The following is an 18,298-nucleotide window of genomic DNA, read 5'->3' on the forward strand; positions in this document are numbered from 1 at the left end:
CGCCTCCCTGCCCGGGCGGCGCAGAAAGAACATTACCCGACGCCCCGCCCCGCTCCAAAATCGATAACCGCAGGCTGCGCGCCGGACACCTGCGGGCCAGGTCAGCGACACGGCCCGCAGGTGTCCGGAGGGGGGCTCAGGAGGCCGGGAGCAGCTCCAGCGCGCTCAGCAGGCGGCGCAGCGTCTCCTCGCGGCCGAGCAGTTCCATGGACTCGAACAGCGGCGGCGAGACCCGGCGGCCGGTGACCGCGACCCGGAGGGGGGTGAAGGCGAACTTGGGCTTGATGCCCAGGCCGTCGACCAGGGCCGCGCGGAGCGCGGCCTGGATCGGGTCGGGGGTGAAGTCGGCCAGGCCGGTGAGGGCCTCGATCGAGGCCAGCAGGACCGGCCGGGCGTCCGCAGTGAGGACCTTGGCGGCGTCCTCCGGGTCGACCGCGAAGTCGGCGGGGGCGATGAACAGGAAGCCGGCCATGGTGACGATCTCGGAGAGGACGACCATCCGCTCCTGGGTGAGCGGCGCGACCTTCGCCAGCAGGTCGAGCTGCTCCGCGGTGGGCTCGGCCGGGAGCAGGTCGGCGGCCTGCAGGTAGGGCACCAGGCGCCGGACGAACTCCTCGGGGGCGAGGCGGCGCAGGTGCTCGGCGTTCAGGTGCTCGGCCTTCTTGAGGTCGAAGCGGGCCGGGTTGCCGTTGACGTCGTCGATGTCGAAGGCGGCGACCATCTCGTCGATGTCGAAGACGTCGCGGTCCTCGGCGAGCGACCAGCCCAGCAGGGCCAGGTAGTTGAGCAGGCCCTCGGGGAGGAAGCCGCGCTCGCGGTAGAGGTTGAGCGAGGCCTGCGGGTCGCGCTTGGAGAGCTTCTTGTTGCCCTCGCCCATCACGTACGGCAGGTGGCCGAACTGCGGGGTGGTGCCGTTGCCGACGCCGATCTCGGCGAGGGCCGCGTAGAGGGCGATCTGACGGGGCGTCGAGGAGAGCAGGTCCTCGCCGCGCAGGACGTGGGTGATCTCCATCAGGGCGTCGTCGACCGGGTTGACCAGGGTGTACAGCGGGGCGCCGTTGGCCCGGACGATGCCGTAGTCGGGGACGTCCTTCGGGTCGAAGGAGATCCGGCCGCGGACCAGGTCGTCGAAGGCGAGCGTGGTGTCGGGCATCCGGAAGCGGAGGATCGCGGCACGGCCCTCGGCCTCGTACCCGGCGACCTGCTCGGCGGTCAGGTCGCGGCAGTGGCCGTCGTAGCCGGAGGGCTTGCCGGCGGCGCGGGCGGCCTCGCGGCGGGCGTCGAGCTCCTCGGTGGTGCAGTAGCAGCGGTAGGCGTGGCCGGCCTGCTGGAGGCGCTCGGCGACGTCCGCGTAGATGTCCATCCGCTGCGACTGGCGGTAGGGGGCGTGCGGGCCGCCGACCTCGGGGCCCTCGTCCCAGTCGAAGCCGAGCCAGCGCATCGCGTCGAGGAGCTGGCCGTACGACTCCTCGGAGTCGCGGGCCGCGTCGGTGTCCTCGATCCGGAACACCAGGGTGCCGCCGTTGTGCCGGGCGTAGGCCCAGTTGAACAGGGCGGTGCGGACCAGGCCCACGTGCGGGTTGCCGGTCGGGGAGGGACAGAAACGGACCCGGACGTTCGGGTTCTTCTCGACCACGCTTTCAGCCTTCATCGCTTGACGACCTTGTTGGAGAGGGTGCCGATGCCTTCGACGGAGACGGCGACCTCGTCGCCGATGTTCAGGGGGCCGACGCCCGCGGGGGTGCCGGTGAGGATCACGTCGCCGGGGAGCAGCGTCATCGCCTCGGAGACGTGCGCGATCAGCTCGGCGACCGAGCGGACCATCTGGGAGGTGCGGCCGGCCTGGCGGAGTTCGCCGTTGACGGTGCAGGTGACGGCCAGGTCGGCGGGGTCGAGGTCGGTCTCGATCCACGGGCCGAGCGGGCAGGAGGTGTCGAAGCCCTTGGCGCGGGCCCACTGGCCCTCGCGCTGCTGGACGTCGCGGGCGGTGACGTCGTTGGCACAGGTGTAGCCGAAGACCACCTCGGGGACCCGCTCGACCGGCACCTCGCGGCACATCCGGCCGATCACCACGGCGAGCTCGGCCTCGTACTGCACGTCCTCGGAGAACGGCGGGTAGGCGATCGACTCGGTGGGGCCGATGACGGCGGTGGAGGGCTTGAAGAAGGTCAGCGGGACGGCGGGGACCTCGTTGCCCAGCTCGGCGGCGTGCGCGGCGTAGTTGCGGCCGACCGCGACGATCTTGCTCGGGAGCATCGGGGCGTGCAGCCGGACGTCCGGCAGGCGGTGGGTCTCGCCGGTGGGCCGGGGGGTGCCGAAGGGGTGCCCGGCCAGGGTGTGCACCACCAGCGACTCGGGTTGCGCGGCGTCCCCCTCGACGACGCCGAAGGAGACCGAGCCCGCCGCGGGGCTCCCTTCACGGACGGAGAACCTGGCGATACGCACAGCCCAGCAACCTCTCGGTTCGTCGGCCGCCCGGACGCTCCCGGACGGTGGCCGGGCCCGCAGTGCCGGGCTCGGCTCGTGCTCACCAGGTTATCGGCGCCCGGACCGCTCCCGCCGCAGGCGGGGGCGCGGGCGCCGACGGGGCGTCAGAGCGTGGTGCGGCGCGGGTTGGCGGTGCTGGCGGGCAGCGTGGCGGCGTAGGCACGGGGCGTGCGGGGGGCCGCGAAGCCGGGGAGCTCGGAGAAGTCGGCGACGGAGGCCAGGGTGGTGCGGCGCGGGTTGGCCGTGGAAGCGGGGGCCGTCGTGGTCTTCTCGGACATTTGCGTCAGCACCTTGTTTCGCTCGAATGGACTTTTGCGCGGGCCCGCGGCGGGGCAGGCTCCGGACAACCCTGCCAGATCGGGTGTCCCATTCCACAGCGGCCGTGACCAAAGCTACACATTGAGCTGTGAGGTTGCTCACAATTGCGCCCGCAAAGCGGGCGGACCCGGCGATTCCGGACCAATGGCGAAATCCACCATTGGGGATATCTCGGACATTCCCGGCGCAAAGCGATCTTCGTCTTGATTGACCCGGACATGGCGAGTGTCCGAAAAGGACCGTATTTCGCGCCCCCTGGCACACGCACCGTGAGACGCCGCAAGCGCTGGGTAGCCCAGGACACCGTGTCGTAACGGCCCTTGTTGGACTTCCCCCGCTGTGCTGGAATGCCACGGAAAAACTCGACACCGCCCTATCTCCGCCCGGCGGGGAAGGGCGCCCGGTCCAGAGGTTGCGACGCCAGTGCAGGGACGTTTCAAGAGGGGCAGCGGCGCCGCGGGTGACCCGGAGCCGCGGGAGCCCATGGCCGGCCCCCACCACCAGGCGGCACCGGCGACGACGGGCCGGGGCGAACGGCCGTTCGGCGGCCGCTCCGAGCCCGCCGCCGACAGCAGTGCCCCGGGCGCGGACAGCGCCCCCCAGGAGGAGGCCGGCGGCCGGTCCGCCGAGCAGCAGAAGAGCCGCCGCGCCCGGTTGCGCGGCACGCTCAACCGCCGCCGCGCCACCGGCCTGAGCCGCTTCGCCATGCGCAACTGGCGCATCCGGACCCGCCTCATCGCGCTGCTCTTCCTCCCCGTGGTGGTGGCGCTCGTGCTGGGCGGCCTGCGGGTGCAGAGCTCGATGGAGAACTCCCGCCAGCTGTCCCAGATGAGCGACCTGGCCGAGCTCGCCCGCAACGCGACCGACCTGGCCAACGCCCTGCAGTACGAGCGCGACGTCTCGGCCGGCCCGCTGGCCGCGGGCGGCTCCGCCGACACCGACCCGGACATCAGCGAGGCGTACAAGAACACCAACGCGCTGTCCAAGAAGTTCAACGCCAGCGCGGACAAGTTCGACAACCTCGACCTGGCCGGCTCGAAGACCCTGCTGCTGCAGGTCCGCAAGGACCTCAACACGCTGTCCCGGGCCCGTACCGGCGCGTTCAAGAGCCCCGACAACATCCAGGCCACGATCACCAACTACGACGTGATCATCAAGGACCTGATCGGCGCCACCCAGGACATCGCGATCACCTCGAACTCCACCGAGCTGATCAAGACCACCCGGGCGCTGTACCAGTTCTCGCTGGCCAAGGAGTTCACCTCGATGCAGCGCGCGCTGATCGCCGCCGCGCTGGCCAACCCCAAGGGTCCGGACATGTCCCCGTCCGACGAGACCTTCGGCGTCCGGCTGATGAACTCCGAGGACAACGCGATGGCGAACTTCACCGCCATCTACGGCGAGAACGAGGCCCGCGGGCTGCGCTCCGCGATGAGCTTCAACCAGGTGGTGGCCGAGGCCGACCGGTTCTCCAAGGCCGTCCTGAACACCAACGGCATCAAGCAGGCCGACGACGTCTCCTACAAGAACTGGTTCGACAAGTCGACCGCCAAGGTCAACGCCGAGCGGGTCATCGAGGGCAAGCTGCTCGACGTCCTGAACGGCAAGGCCCAGTCCCTGCAGTCGGACGCCGACACCGAGTCGGTCATCAACGCCTCGCTGGTCGCCCTGGTGCTCGTGGTCGCCATCGCCGGCGCCGCCCTGGTGGCGCGCTCGATGGTGCGCTCGCTGACCCGCCTGCAGGCCTCCGCCGAGGACGTCGCCGAACGCCGCCTGCCGGAGCTGGTCAAGACGCTCTCCGAGAGCGACCCGCACGACGTCGACGTCACCGTCGAACCGGTCGGCGTCGACTCCGCGGACGAGATCGGCCACGTGGCGCACGCCTTCGACATGGTGCACCGCGAGGCGGTCCGACTGGCCGCCGAGCAGGCGCTGCTGCGCGGCAACATCAACGCGATGTTCACCAACCTCTCGCGCCGCAGCCAGGGCCTGATCCAGCGCCAGCTGTCGCTGATCTCCGAGCTGGAGAGCCGCGAGGCGGACCCGGACCAGCTGGCCTCGCTGTTCAAGCTCGACCACCTGGCGACCCGCATGCGCCGCAACGGCGAGAACCTCCTCGTCCTCGCGGGCGAGGACCCGGGCCGCCGCTGGACCCGCCCCGTCCCGCTGGTCGACGTGCTCCGTGCCGCGGCCTCCGAGGTGGAGCAGTACGAGCGCATCGAGCTGGCCTCGGTGCCGACCGCCGAGGTCGCCGGCCGCGTCGTCAACGACCTCGTCCACCTGCTCGCCGAGCTGCTGGAGAACGCCACCTCGTTCTCCTCCCCGCAGACCCGGGTCCGGGTCACCGGCCACGCCCTGCCGGACGGCCGGGTGCTGGTCGAGATCCACGACACCGGCATCGGCCTCTCCCCCGACGACCTCGCCGACATCAACGAGCGACTGGCCAACCCGCCGGTCGTGGACGTCTCGGTCTCCCGCCGGATGGGTCTGTTCGTGGTCGGCCGCCTGTCCCTGCGACACGGCATCCGCATCCAGCTCCGCCCGTCCGACTCCGGCGGCACCACCGCGCTGGTCATGCTGCCGGTGGACGTCACCAACTCCGCCGAGCGGCGCGGCCAGCGCCCCGGCGGCCCCGGCCAGGGCGGCAAGCCGCAGCAGCAGCGCGGCCTGGCGCCGCAGCCGCGCCAGCAGGGCCGCCCCGCGGGCGACCTGCCCGGCGGGCGCACCGCGCTCGGCCAGGCACCGGCCGGCGCCCCCGCGGGCCGTCCGCAGCTGGGCCAGGGCCCGGCCGGCGGCAGCCCCGACCTGTTCTCCCCCGGCGGTGCGGGCGGCCCGGCCGGCCCGCAGCAGGGCGGCCGTCGCGGCCCCGGTGGTCCGGGCAACCGTCCCGGCGCGCCGGGCGAGGCCCCGAACCAGGGCGGTTTCGGTCCGGGCGGCGCCTTCGGCACCGGCCCCGGCCCGGACCGGGGCGGCCGCACCGGCGGCCTGCCGACCCGCGCGGTCGGCCAGTCGCTGCGCGAGAACCCCGCGCCCGGGCAGTCCCCGGCCGCGCCGCAGTCCCCCGCCGGCCCCGGCGCGGGTGCCCCGAAGGCCGGCGGCCTGCCGCCGCGCCGGGTGCCGGGCGCGTCCGGTGCGCCGGGCGTCCAGGGCGGTCCGGGCGGCGGGCTGCCGCCGCGCCGTCCGCAGCCGCAGAACGGGCCGCAGCAGGGCGGGCCGCAGGGCCCGCGCCGTCCGCAGGGTCCCCAGGGCCCGCAGGGCGGTCCGGAGCGGCCGCGCCCGGCGGAGGGCCGTCCGGGCGGCGAGCCGACCCAGCACGGCCGGGCCGGGCAGCCGCAGCGGCGTCCGATGCCGCCGCAGCAGCCGGCCGCGCCGATCGAGGCCGCCCCGGCCGAGCCGTCCGGGTTCGCCCGGCCGCGCTTCGAGGCGTCCGACATCGACCCGCGCGACCCGCTGGGCCTCGGCCTGGTGGAGCCGGTGCTGCCGGACCCGGTGGGCCAGGGCCTGCCGTCGGCCGCGCCCCAGCAGCAGCAGCGCCGTCCGGCACCGCAGCAGCAGCCGCAGCAGTTCGCGGAGCGTCCGCAGCCGATGGCGCTGCCGACCGCGGGCGACCCGTCGGCCGCCCCGGCGCCGACCCGTGAGCAGGTCCGCGAGCAGGCCAGGTACCAGCCGCAGCGGCCGGGCACCTCGGCCCCGGAGTTCGCCCCGGCGGACGACCGGCAGCCGCGGCAGGCCCCGCAGGCCGTCCGCCAGCAGGCGCCGCAGGCCCAGCAGGCCCAGCAGGCGCCGCGCCCGCAGGCCGAGCAGCAGCAGCAGCAGCGCCCGCAGGGCCTGCCGCAGCGACCGGCCGCCGGTGGTGCGCCGCAGGGCGCCCCGCAGCGTCCGGCGGGTCCGCGCCCGGCCCCGCAGGCCCCGCAGCAGCAGCGGCCGTTCGGGGCCGGCCCGGAGCAGCAGGGCGCCCCGGAGGCGCCGTGGCGTCCGTCGGCGAACGACGAGCGCTGGCGGCGGGCCGAGGAGATGCGCGACCCGCGGACCAGCGGCCTGACCACCTCGGGCCTGCCGCGCCGCACCCCGCAGGCCAACCTGGTCTCCGGCAGCGCCGAGGCCAGCCCGCTGACGGGCCCTCAGGTCTCGCGCAGCCCGGAGGAGGTGCGCGGCCGGCTGACCAACCTGCGGCGCGGCATCCAGCAGGGCCGCCAGGCCGGTTCGCAGCAGCCCGGCCCGCAGCAGGGTCCGGGCGGTCCCGCGCCGCAGCAGCGGTCGGGCTTCGACTTCGGCGGGACGTCCGAGGGCTTCGGCCCCGAGCACCAGGAGCGTTGAGTTGAGCCAGATGATGAGTCAGGCCGCGCAGAACCTGAACTGGCTGATCACCAACTTCGTGGACAACACCCCCGGGGTGTCCCACACGGTGGTGGTCTCCGCCGACGGTCTGCTGCTGTGCATGTCCGAGGGCTTCCCGCGGGACCGCGCCGACCAGCTGGCCGCCGTCGCCTCCGGTCTCACCTCGCTGACCTCCGGCGCCAGCCGGATCTTCGAGGGCGGCGAGGTCAACCAGACGGTCGTGGAGATGGAGCGGGGCTTCCTGTTCCTGATGGCGGTGAGCGACGGCTCCGCGCTCGCGGTGCTCGCCTCGCCGGACTCCGACATCGGCCTGATCGGCTACGAGATGGCGCTGCTGGTCGACCGGGCGGGCGCGGTGCTGACGCCCGCGCTGCGGGCCGAACTCCAGGGCAGCCTGCTGCACTGACGCTCCGTCCGCCCCTTCGGCTCCTGAAGCACCACCCTCACCGTGCCGGACCTCACCGACCCCGGGTCCGGCACCCCATCCAAGTCCTCCGCGGCACGGCGGCCGACAGCCTGTCGGCCGACCGGCCCCGCGGGCTCCGGCCACGGAGGACTGCAGCACAAGGAGGACGCATGACTCCGCCCCCGACACCCGCCGGCGCGTACGGCAGCGGTTACGGAAACGGCTACGGCGGCGGCCAGCAGGCCGGCGGCTACGGCGGTCAGCAGTCGGACGACGGCTACGAGCAGCAGCCGCTGGTCCGGCCGTACGCGATGACCGGTGGACGGACCCGGCCGCGCTACCAGCTGGCCATCGAGGCCCTGATCTCGACCACCGGCACCTCGGCGCCGGGCACGCTGCTGCCCGAGCACCAGCGGATCGTGTCGCTGTGCCGCGAGGTCAAGTCCGTGGCGGAGATCTCCGCGCTGGCGGGTGTCCCGCTCGGGGTCGCCCGCATCCTCGTCGCAGACCTGGCCGAGGCCGGCCTGGTCGCCATCCACCAGCCCGCCGCGGCGGGCGAGTCCGGCGGTACGCCCGACGTGACGCTGCTCGAAAGGGTCCTCAGTGGACTTCGCAAGCTCTAACGCGGCCGCCCCCAGCCGCGCCACCACCTCGGCCAAGATCGTCGTCGCCGGCGGCTTCGGCGTCGGCAAGACCACCCTCGTCGGCGCCGTCTCCGAGATCAACCCCCTGCGCACCGAAGCCGTCATGACCTCGGCCTCCGCCGGCATCGACGACCTCAGCCACGTCTCCGGCAAGACCACCACCACCGTCGCCATGGACTTCGGCCGCATCACCCTCGACGAAGACCTCATCCTCTACCTCTTCGGCACCCCCGGCCAGGACCGCTTCTGGTTCATGTGGGACGACCTGGTGCGTGGTGCGATCGGCGCCGTCGTCCTCGTCGACACCCGCCGCCTCGCCGACTGCTTCCCCGCCCTCGACTACTTCGAGAACAGCGGCCTGCCGTTCGTGGTGGCGTTGAACGGCTTCGACGGACAGCAGGCGCACACTCCCGAAGAGGTCCGGGAAGCCCTCCAGCTGAACCCGGACATCCCGATCATCACCCTGGACGCCCGCCGCCGGGACAGCGCCAAGAGCGCACTGATCACCCTCGTCGAACACGCCCTGCTCGCCCGACTGCGGTGAGCCGGGCCCGGGTTGCCGGGGGGCGCGTACCACAGATGGTTCGCGTTCCCCGGTAACAGTTCGGTAGGCATTTGCCGCCCCGGTCTGACAGTACGTAGCCGTCCGAACCCGGTCCGCGCCAATGACCTTGAACTTTGCGGGACTTCGCCCGCGAATGTCCGTTTTCCCGCTCGGGCGTGCGGGGCGGGGACCTGTTTGTCCGGTTCACCGGCTCGTGTTGAAATTCCTGCTACCCCGTAGGACCCACGCGGGCCGCGGCCCGTCGGGGGGCAGCCGCCGAATAGATCCATGGCCGCCAGTCGGTCGAGAGGTTGTTGTCGAGTGAGGCGTAAGCAGCCAGTCACCCCGCAGCGGCGCTCAGAGCCCCGCCAGCAGGACCCGGGTAGCGGCCCGAGCACCGGCCAGTTCTCGGCGTTCACCGCGACCGAGGACCGCGCCGAGCCGAACCGCCCGGGCCCCGCCGGGTCGGCCGAGCCCGCGGGCCGGGCCGCCGCCGGGCCGGTGCCGGGCCGGGCCACCGAGAGCCGGTACGACTTCCTGTCCCCGCTGAACTGGCGCGTGCCGACCCGCCTGGTGGCCATCCTGACCATCCCGGTCGTCATCGCCCTGGTCTTCGGCGGCCTGCGCGTCAACACCTCGCTGGACGACTACCACGAGGCCGACCGCGCGGTGCGCATCGCCAACACCGTCAACGTCGCCACCAAGCTCGCCGACGCCCTGGAGCAGGAGCGCGACGAGAGCCTGGTGCCGCTGCTCACCGGGCAGGGCGACCAGGGCGAGGTGAAGAAGCTCCGGGACCGCACCGACCAGGCGCTGAAGGACTACAACTCGGTCGTCGCCAAGGTCAAGGACGACGCGACCATGAAGCGTCGCGACGAGCAGTTCCAGGGCCTGGTCAAGGCGCTCCCGCACCTGCGCGACAACGCCTACAAGCCCGAGCTGTTCGCCACCGCGACCGCCAACGCGTACTCGCTGCTGTTCGCGCCGCTGCTGGCGATGGACAACTCGGTCGGCTTCGGCTCCTCCAACGCCACCGCGAAGGGCCGCGCCATCTACGCGATGTCGCTGGCCAAGGCCTCCGCCTCGACCCAGCGCGCGCTGATGCTGAACCTGCTGGTCGGCCTGGGCGTCGGCGGCGTCGACGGCCACGAGGGCGAGGACCTGATCCAGTCCCTGACGGTCGCGTACCGCCTGGAGCAGACCGCGATCGCGGAGTTCAACACCGCCTCCTCCGACGACGAGATCAAGCTCTACTCGGACTCGCTGGTCACCCAGTCCATCCAGGACCAGCGCCTGCCGCTGCGGATGCCGGACGGCCACACGCTGCCCACCATGGGTTCGCTGCTGGCCGTCGGCATGAGCTACGCCAGCCAGCTGTCGACCGCCGCCTCCGACCGCGACGCGGCCACCCGGATCATCAACGCGGCCAGCGCCGAGGGCCTGACCCGCCCGCTGTGGGACCAGGCCACCAAGAGCCACATGAGCGCGCTGCGCTCGGCCGAGTCCGTGCTGCTCGACCAGGTCGTCACCGACGCCCAGAGCTTCAAGGACCGGGCCTTCGCCGACTGGGTGCTCAACGCGCTGATCGTGATCGCCTCGCTGGTGCTGGCCGGTCTGCTGACCGGTTACATCGCCCGCTCGATGATCCTCGGCATGCGGACCCTGAACACCGCCGCGCTCGACATCGCCAACCACCGCCTGCCCGAGCTGGTCGACAAGCTGTCCAAGACCGACCCGGAGCGGGTCGACACCTCGGTCGCGCCGATCCCGCTGTGGGGCCGGGACGAGATCGGCGAGGTCGCCCGCGCCTTCGACCAGGTCCACCAGCAGGCCGTCTCGCTCGCCGCCGAGCAGGCGCTGCTGCGGGGCAACGTCAACGCGATCTTCACCAACCTGTCGCGCCGCAGCCAGGGCCTGATCCAGCGCCAGCTGGCGCTGATCACCGACCTGGAGAACAACGAGGCCGACCCGGACCAGCTGGAGAACCTCTTCAAGCTGGACCACCTGGCGACCCGCATGCGCCGCAACGGCGAGAACCTGCTGGTCCTCGCGGGCGAGGAGCCCGGCCGCCGCTGGAACACCCCGGTCCCGCTGGTCGACGTGCTGCGCGCGGCCGCCTCCGAGGTGGAGCACTACGAGCGCGTCGAGCTGGCCGGCATCCCCGAGGCCGAGGTCGTCGGCCCCGCCGTGACCGACCTCGTCCACCTGCTCGCCGAGCTGCTGGAGAACGCCACCTCGTTCTCCTCCCCGCAGACCCGGGTACTGGTCAACGCGACCCGGCTGCCCGACGGCCGGGTGCTGGTGGAGATCCACGACAAGGGCATCGGCCTGACCGCCGAGGACTTCGCCGAGATCAACGAGAAGCTGGCCGAGCCGCCGACCGTCGACGCGACGATCTCCCGCCGGATGGGCCTGTTCGTGGTCGGCCGGCTGTCCCAGCGGCACGACATCCGGGTGCAGCTGCGCCCGTCCGGCGAGTCGGCCGGCACCACCTCGCTGGTCATGCTGCCGGTCCAGCTCACCATCCAGGTCGGCCGGGTCCCGGAGCCGCAGGCCGAGGAGTTCACGGTCTCCCGGATCTTCCCCGACCAGGAGCAGGCCGCCCCGTGGGCGTTCGAGGGGCAGGAGCGCACCGCGGCCGAGCTCGGCTTCGACGACCACCTGCCGGTGCGCGGCGAGGCGGCCGACAACGGCTTCTCCCCCGCGCTGGAGTCCATGCAGCGCTCCCAGCGCCTGGAGGAGCGCCGCCGGGCCGCCCTGGAGGCCGGTCCGGGCAGCGCCGAGGAGCCGCTGGAGGCGGAGATCCTGGAGTCGCCCTACGGCGGCGGGGACGGCACCGAGGACGGCTACCGGGACCAGTACGCGCCGCAGCAGGGCGGGGCCGACCACGGCCGCCCGGCCGCCGACGCCTGGGGCCGCCCCGTCGAGCCGCGGCAGGCCGAGCCGGACGACGCCTGGGGCTACCGCCAGGACGACGCGGGCCAGTACGACGGCCAGTACCAGGGCCAGTACGACGGCTACCCGCCGGCCGGGCAGTACCCGCAGGACGGCTACGCGCCCGAGCAGTACACCCAGGAGGACGGCTACTACCAGGACGGCCAGTACGCCGGGGAGTACCAGCAGCCCTACGGTGACGGGCAGTTCGGCGGGCAGGCGTACGAGGAGCAGTACCCGGAGGCGCAGTACGCCGACGAGTACCCGCAGCAGCAGTACGGCTACGAGGAGCCCGCCGGGCACCCGTACCCGGCGGAGGAGCTCCCGGCGCTGCCGCCGGCCCCGGCGGACGGGGCCCCGGGCGGGCTGCCGCAGCGCCGTCCCGGCCAGCAACTGGCCGGCCCGGGCGGGACGGGCGGCTCGGAGAGCCCGAACTGGTTCACCGGCGCCAAGGACACCTCCGCGGAGGCCGTCGAGCCGCGCGGCCACGAGGTGTCGGCGCTCGGCGGCTACGGCCCGACCGGCCCGACCGCGGCGCCCGGCGAGTGGGAGTCCCCCAACGACGGCGACTGGCAGCGCGCGGAGAAGCTCCGCGAGCCGTCCAGCGCGGGCACGACCCAGTCGGGTCTGCCGCGCCGGGTGCCGCGCCAGAACCTGGTGCCGGGCAACGCCCGGAGCACCCCGCAGGAAGGCCCGCAGGTCTCCCGCGACCCGAGCGAGGTGCGCGGCCGGTTGACCAACCTGCGACGCGGCGTCGAGCAGGGCCGCCAGGCGGGCGGCGACCCCGGTGCCACCGGAAGTTTCCGGATCGACCCCGCCCAGGGGGCGTACGGTGAGGAACCGCACAACAGCAGCACCGATCTCTTCGGCGGCTCGAACCAGCAGGAGCGTTGAGTTGACCCAGATGAGCCAGGCCGCACAGAACCTGAACTGGCTGATCACCAACTTCGTGGACAACACCCCCGGGGTGTCCCACACGGTGGTGGTCTCCGCCGACGGTCTGCTGCTGTGCATGTCCGAGGGCTTCCCCCGGGACCGTGCCGACCAGCTGGCCGCCGTCGCCTCCGGCCTCACCTCGCTGACCTCCGGCGCCAGCCGGATCTTCGAGGGCGGCGACGTGACCCAGACCGTGGTCGAGATGGAGCGGGGCTTCCTGTTCCTGATGGCGGTCAGCGACGGCTCCGCGCTCGCGGTGCTCGCCTCGCCGGACTCCGACATCGGCCTCGTGGGCTACGAGATGGCCCTCCTGGTGGACCGCGCGGGCGCGGTCCTGACGCCCGCGCTGCGGGCCGAACTCCAGGGCAGTCTCCTGCACTGACGGTTCGTCGGATACCGTCCTGGTATTCGAAAGACCTCATTGCCCGTCCCGAGGTCGCTTCGGCGGCCTCGGGACCGGGCGTTGTACGGCCTTCGCACCACCGGCCACGGCGCTCCCCGGCGACGCGGCCAGCAACGCACCGCCGCACCCTTTGAGGAGATGAACCGTGACACCGCCCGACCACAGTGGCCAGTTCGGCATCCCGTACGCGGGCACCGGCCACGACGCTTTCGGGGTTCCCGGCGTCGGCCACGGTCAGCAGCAGCAGTACGCGCCCCAGTTCGCCGGTGGCCAGTCGTACCTGCCCCCGCAGTCCGATCCGCGCTGGTACCAGCAGCCGGACGGATACGGCCAGGCCCACTCCGGCGCCCAGGCGTTCCCCGGCTCCGACGCGTTCCCCGGCCACGACGGCCTGCCGCACCGCTACGAGGAGCAGCAGCCCGGCGGCGTCGAGGAGTACGAGGAGTACGAGGAGGAGGACGCCGAGCCGCTGATCCGCCCCTTCGCCATGACCGGCGGACGGACCCGGCCGCGCTACGAACTCGCCCTGGAGGCCCTGGTCTCCGCCGCGGTCGACCCGGCCCGGATGGCCACCCTGCTGCCCGAGCACCAGCGGATCGTGTCGCTGTGCCGCGAGGTCAAGTCCGTGGCGGAGATCTCGGCCCTGCTGGGCTTCCCGCTCGGGGTCGCCCGCATCCTCGTCGCGGACCTGGCCGAGGCCGGCCTGGTCGCCATCCACCAGCCCGCAGCCGGCGGCGAATCCGGCAACCAGCCCGACGTCACGCTGCTCGAAAGGGTCCTCAGTGGACTTCGCAAGCTCTAACGCGGCCGCCCCCAGCCGCGCCACCACCTCGGCCAAGATCGTCGTCGCCGGCGGCTTCGGCGTCGGCAAGACCACCCTCGTCGGCGCCGTCTCCGAGATCAACCCCCTGCGCACCGAAGCCGTCATGACCTCGGCCTCCGCCGGCATCGACGACCTCAGCCACGTCTCCGGCAAGACCACCACCACCGTCGCCATGGACTTCGGCCGCATCACCCTCGACGAAGACCTCATCCTCTACCTCTTCGGCACCCCCGGCCAGGACCGCTTCTGGTTCATGTGGGACGACCTCGTCCGCGGCGCCATCGGCGCCGTCGTCCTCGTCGACACCCGCCGCCTCGCCGACTGCTTCCCCGCCCTCGACTACTTCGAGAACTCGGGCCTGCCGTTCGTGGTGGCGTTGAACGGCTTCGACGGGCACCAGCCGCACACCGCGGAAGAGGTGCGGGAGGCGCTGCAGCTGAACCCGGACATCCCGATCATCACGCTGGACGCCCGCCGCCGGGACAGCGCCAAGAGCGCACTGATCACCCTCGTCGAACACGCCCTGCTCGCCCGACTGCGGTGACGGGACGTCAGAAGCGGTAATGGACACGCCAGAAGGGGGCGTGCGGAGCCTTCCGCACGCCCCCTGGGCACTTCCGTCCACTCGCCGCTGTCAGGGCTGCTGATCGGCCCTCAGCAGCCCGTAGGTGTAGGCGTCCTCCAGCGCCACCCAGGAGGCCGCGATCACGTTGTCCGCGACGCCGACCGTGGACCAGGTCGTGGTGCCGTCGGTGGACTCGATCAGCACCCGGGTCTTCGACCCCGTGCCGTGCTGGCCCTCCAGGATGCGGACCTTGTAGTCGACCAGCTCCAGCTTCGCCAGCGGCGGGTAGATCGGCTCCAGCGCGGCCCGCAGCGCCTTGTCCAGCGCGTCGACCGGGCCGTTGCCCTCCCCCGTGGCGACCTTGCGCTCGCCCTTGGCCCAGAGCTTCACGGTCGCCTCGTTGCCCGCGAAACCCTTCGGGCCCTGCTCGCTGATGGTGCGCCAGGACTCCAGCGTGAAGAACCGCTGCTTCTCGCCGCCGTTCACCTCGTCGCGCAGCAGCAGCTCGAAGGACGCGTCCGCCGCCTCGTAGCTGTAGCCGAGGTTCTCCTGCTCCTTCACCCGGGCCACCACCCGGCCCGCCAGGTCCCGGTCGGTGGACAGGTCGTAGCCGAGTTCCTTGCCCTTCAGCTCGATCGAGGCCCGGCCGGCCATGTCCGAGACCAGCATCCGCATGGTGTTGCCGACCAGCTCCGGGTCGATGTGCTGGTACAGGTCCGGGTCGACCTTGATCGCGGAGGCGTGCAGGCCCGCCTTGTGCGCGAACGCCGAGAAGCCGACGTACGGCTGGTGGGTGGACGGCGTCAGGTTCACCACCTCGGCGATCGCGTGCGAGATCCGGGTCATCTCGGCCAGCGCCCCGGCCGGGAGCACCCGGCGGTCGTACTTGAGCTCCAGGGCCGCCGCGACCGGGAACAGGTTGGCGTTGCCGACCCGCTCGCCGTAGCCGTTCGCGGTGCACTGCACGTGGGTCGCCCCGGCGTCCACGGCGGCCAGCGTGTTCGCCACCGCGCAGCCGGTGTCGTCCTGGGCGTGGATGCCGAGCCGGGCGCCGGTCGCCGCGAGCACGGCGGCGACGATCTCGCGCACGCCCGAGGGCAGCATGCCGCCGTTGGTGTCGCAGAGCACGACCACGTCCGCGCCGGCCCCGTGCGCGGTGCGGACCACCGCGAGGGCGTACTCCGGGTTGGCCCGGTAGCCGTCGAAGAAGTGCTCGCAGTCGATGAACACCCGGCGGCCCTGGGCGCGCAGGAACTCCACGCTGTCCCGGACCATCTCCAGGTTCTCCTCCAGCGTGGTGCGCAGCGCCAGCTCCACGTGCCGGTCGTGCGACTTCGCCACCAGCGTCACCACCGGGGCGCCGGAGGCCACCAGCGCGGCCAGCTGCGGGTCCTCGGCGGCCTTGCCGCCGGCCCGGCGGGTGGCGCCGAAGGCCACCAACCGGGCGTTCTGGAGCTCCAGTTCGGACTGGGCGCGGGCGAAGAACTCGGTGTCCCGGGGATTGGCGCCGGGCCAGCCGCCCTCGATGAAGCCGACGCCGAACTCGTCCAGGTGGCGCGCGATGGCCAGCTTGTCCGCCACCGTCAGGTTGATGCCCTCGCGCTGGGCGCCGTCGCGGAGCGTGGTGTCGAAGACGTGGAAGCCGTCGCTGGGACGGCCGTTGGCCTCGGTCATGGCCCTGGGTTCTCCGTTCGGTGGAGTTACTGCTCTTTGCCGGGATCGGAATCCGGCTCCACTGTCCAGCATCCCGCGCGCGTCCCCGGTGTCTCCGTCCCCTTGTGGGGGGCGGTGCCGGTCCGGGGCAAAACAAAAGACCCCTCGCGGGTGCGAGAGGTCTGCGCGCGGGTCTGGACGCTGGTGGTCGCTCCGCGGTCAGGGTGTTGCCGTGGAAGCGGTCACTGCGGACCGGCGCGCCTGCTGCTAATAATCAGCGAAAGCGAGGACACCCTTGGAGTCTTGCACACGCCCCGCCCACGGGCACCGGCGTCTCGCCATCCGGAACGGCTCAGGAGAACCGGCCAGTGTCGAGCTCGAACCCGAACGGCGCGGGCAGCGGCAGCGGATCCCCGAACGGCACGGTAGTGGTGGTGGTGTACTCGCCGCGTTCCGGGCGGCTGTGCAGCACCGCCTTGCCGCTCTTCCGATCCACCAGCAGGTACAGCGGGATCCCCGCCGCGGCGTAGCCCTTCCGCTTGTCCCAACGGTCCTTTGCGGGGTTGCTGGAGGTGACCTCCACAACCATCAGGATCCGGTCGGGCTTCATCCACGAGGGCTGGCCGTCGAATGCTCCCTCGTCGGCGAATGTCCCGTCAGGAATGAACCTGCCGCCCGGAACGATCAGCCCCTTGTTCCCTGCGAACGTGATGTCCGCATCGCACAGCCGGAACACCTGGCGGACGATCCGACCAATGGCACCTTCGTGGTCACCGTCCGGCGGTGGCGTCACGATGATCTCTCCCTCGATGAGCTCGGCCTTGAACCCCTCCGGGGTGTCCAGGGCGAGGAAGGCCTCCAGGAGGACGTCCTCCCGGCTGCGCCAGGCGTCGGCGTCGTACATCTCGGCGGTCATGGCCCCTCCCTCCTATCCGGTTTGCTCAACGAGTGGAGTGTTCCGAGATTATCGGGCCCGGGCAATCCGCCACGAAATGCCCGGGCCGAAGGCAGGTCAGGCGATGGGGTGGAGCCAGCCGTGGGTGTCCGGGGTCCGGCCGCCCTGGATGGCGAGGAGGGACTGGCGGAGCTTCATGGTGACGGGGCCGGGTTCGCCGGTGGCGACGGTCCAGTCGGCGGTGGCGGACTTGACGTGGCCGACGGGGGTGATGACGGCGGCGGTGCCGCAGGCGAAGACCTCGGTGATGGTGCCGTCGGCGTTGCCCTGCTTCCACTCGTCGGTGGAGATGCGGCGCTCCTCGGTCTTGTGGCCGAGGTCGGCGGCGAGGGTGAGCAGGGAGTCGCGGGTGATGCCGGGGAGCAGGGCGCCGGAGAGCTCGGGGGTGACGATGGTGGCGTTCTCGCCCTCGCCGAGGACGAAGTAGAGGTTCATGCCGCCCATCTCCTCGACCCACTTGTGCTCGGCCGCGTCGAGCCAGACCACCTGGTCGCAGCCCTTGGCGGCGGCCTCGGCCTGGGCGACCAGCGAGGCCGCGTAGTTGCCGGCGCACTTGGCGGCGCCGGTGCCGCCGGGCGCGGCGCGGACGTAGTCCTCGGAGAGCCAGACCGAGACCGGCTTGACGCCGCCGGCGAAGTAGGCGCCGGCCGGCGAGGCGATGATCATGAAGACGTAGGAGTTGGCGGGGCGGACACCCAGGCCGACCTCGGTGGCGAACATGAAGGGTCGCAGGTAGAGGCTCTGCTCGGGCTGCTCCGGGACCCAGGCGCGGTCCTGCTGGACCAGCAGGTCGACGGCCTCGACGAAGGTCTCGATCGGGAGCTCGGGCATCGCCAGGCGGCGGGCCGAGGCCTGGAAGCGGGCGGCGTTGGCCTCCGGGCGGAAGGTCGCCAGCGAGCCGTCGGCCTGCCGGTACGCCTTCAGGCCCTCGAAGATCGACTGGCCGTAGTGCAGCGTCATGTTGGCCGGGTCGATCTCCAGCGGCGCGTACGGCGTCAGCTGGGCGTCGTGCCAGCCCCGGCCCTCGGTCCAGCGGATGGTCACCATGTGGTCGGTGAAGACGCGGCCGAAGCCGGGGTTGGCCAGTCGGGCCTCGCGCTCCGCGTCGGACAGCGGGTGCGCGGAGGGCTTGAGGTCGAACGTGATGGGCGCCTGGGTGGGCGTGCTCATGGCTGTCTGTCCTTCACCGTGGGGTTGGGCTGGGCCTTCACCGCCTGGCGGAGGAACGCATGACGGCACGGCCCACTGTCGATACTCGCATCCAGAGGGCCGTGCCGAACAGCCGGGAGGCT

14 protein-coding genes are annotated in these 18,298 nt (G+C 72.5%); 8 read left to right on the plus strand and 6 right to left on the minus strand.

Features of this window, described 5'->3' with window-relative positions; translation table 11 throughout:
* Positions 1-136 precede the first annotated feature (136 nt).
* The 3 genes from gltX to ACIOHG_RS23115 form a co-directional block, all read right to left on the minus strand.
* Positions 137-1,651, minus strand: a complete 1,515-nt coding sequence (gene gltX, locus ACIOHG_RS23105) for a glutamate--tRNA ligase (RefSeq protein ID WP_400953473.1) — start codon at positions 1,649-1,651, stop codon at positions 137-139.
* Positions 1,648-2,445 carry a fumarylacetoacetate hydrolase family protein gene (locus ACIOHG_RS23110; RefSeq protein ID WP_400953474.1) on the minus strand — a complete coding sequence of 266 codons (798 nt, stop codon included), beginning with the start codon at positions 2,443-2,445 and terminating at the stop codon, positions 1,648-1,650. The genes gltX and ACIOHG_RS23110 overlap by 4 nt, the downstream gene beginning before the upstream one ends.
* 146 nt (positions 2,446-2,591) lie before the next feature.
* On the minus strand, positions 2,592-2,765 hold the full coding sequence (locus tag ACIOHG_RS23115) for a hypothetical protein (RefSeq protein WP_400953475.1): 174 nt from the start codon (positions 2,763-2,765) through the stop codon (positions 2,592-2,594).
* Between the two features lie 523 nt (positions 2,766-3,288).
* On the opposite strand from ACIOHG_RS23115, the gene ACIOHG_RS23120 reads away from it, so the two are divergent.
* The 8 genes from ACIOHG_RS23120 (at position 3,289) to ACIOHG_RS23155 (ending at position 14,377) form a co-directional block, all read left to right on the plus strand.
* The gene (locus ACIOHG_RS23120; protein WP_400953476.1) at positions 3,289-7,122 is read left to right on the plus strand and encodes a nitrate- and nitrite sensing domain-containing protein; all 3,834 of its coding nucleotides are present in this window, start codon (positions 3,289-3,291) and stop codon (positions 7,120-7,122) included.
* Positions 7,123-7,135: 13 nt separating this feature from the next.
* A complete protein-coding gene (locus tag ACIOHG_RS23125) occupies positions 7,136-7,549 on the plus strand; it encodes a roadblock/LC7 domain-containing protein (protein ID WP_176192842.1) in 414 nt (137 codons plus the stop codon).
* Positions 7,550-7,719: 170 nt separating this feature from the next.
* A complete protein-coding gene (locus tag ACIOHG_RS23130) occupies positions 7,720-8,172 on the plus strand; it encodes a DUF742 domain-containing protein (RefSeq protein WP_400953477.1) in 453 nt (150 codons plus the stop codon).
* Positions 8,153-8,737, plus strand: coding sequence for a GTP-binding protein (locus ACIOHG_RS23135; RefSeq protein WP_400953478.1), 585 nt, complete (start codon positions 8,153-8,155; stop codon positions 8,735-8,737). The genes ACIOHG_RS23130 and ACIOHG_RS23135 overlap by 20 nt, the downstream gene beginning before the upstream one ends.
* A gap of 321 nt (positions 8,738-9,058) precedes the next feature.
* Entirely contained in the window at positions 9,059-12,565 is a 3,507-nt protein-coding gene (locus ACIOHG_RS23140) for a nitrate- and nitrite sensing domain-containing protein (RefSeq protein WP_400953479.1), read from the plus strand.
* A 10-nt stretch (positions 12,566-12,575) separates the two neighbouring features.
* Positions 12,576-12,989, plus strand: a complete 414-nt coding sequence (locus ACIOHG_RS23145) for a roadblock/LC7 domain-containing protein (RefSeq protein WP_014138208.1) — start codon at positions 12,576-12,578, stop codon at positions 12,987-12,989.
* Between the two features lie 166 nt (positions 12,990-13,155).
* Positions 13,156-13,812 (plus strand): DUF742 domain-containing protein, encoded by a 657-nt coding sequence (locus ACIOHG_RS23150; protein WP_400953480.1) that lies wholly within the window; start codon positions 13,156-13,158, stop codon positions 13,810-13,812.
* The gene (locus ACIOHG_RS23155; protein WP_400953481.1) at positions 13,793-14,377 is read left to right on the plus strand and encodes a GTP-binding protein; all 585 of its coding nucleotides are present in this window, start codon (positions 13,793-13,795) and stop codon (positions 14,375-14,377) included. The genes ACIOHG_RS23150 and ACIOHG_RS23155 overlap by 20 nt, the downstream gene beginning before the upstream one ends.
* A 90-nt stretch (positions 14,378-14,467) precedes the next feature.
* Here the strand turns inward: ACIOHG_RS23155 and cimA are convergent, their stop codons facing one another.
* The 3 genes from cimA to ACIOHG_RS23170 form a co-directional block, all read right to left on the minus strand.
* Positions 14,468-16,072, minus strand: coding sequence for a citramalate synthase (gene cimA / locus ACIOHG_RS23160; RefSeq protein WP_400953482.1), 1,605 nt, complete (start codon positions 16,070-16,072; stop codon positions 14,468-14,470).
* A 331-nt stretch (positions 16,073-16,403) separates the two neighbouring features.
* The gene (locus ACIOHG_RS23165; protein ID WP_400953483.1) at positions 16,404-16,967 is read right to left on the minus strand and encodes a Uma2 family endonuclease; all 564 of its coding nucleotides are present in this window, start codon (positions 16,965-16,967) and stop codon (positions 16,404-16,406) included.
* 96 nt (positions 16,968-17,063) lie between these two features.
* On the minus strand, positions 17,064-18,176 hold the full coding sequence (locus tag ACIOHG_RS23170; protein ID WP_400953484.1) for a branched-chain amino acid aminotransferase: 1,113 nt from the start codon (positions 18,174-18,176) through the stop codon (positions 17,064-17,066).
* Positions 18,177-18,298 lie beyond the last annotated feature (122 nt).

Origin of the sequence: Kitasatospora sp. NPDC088134, assembly GCF_044741705.1 — a bacterium.
Classification (GTDB): domain Bacteria; phylum Actinomycetota; class Actinomycetes; order Streptomycetales; family Streptomycetaceae; genus Kitasatospora.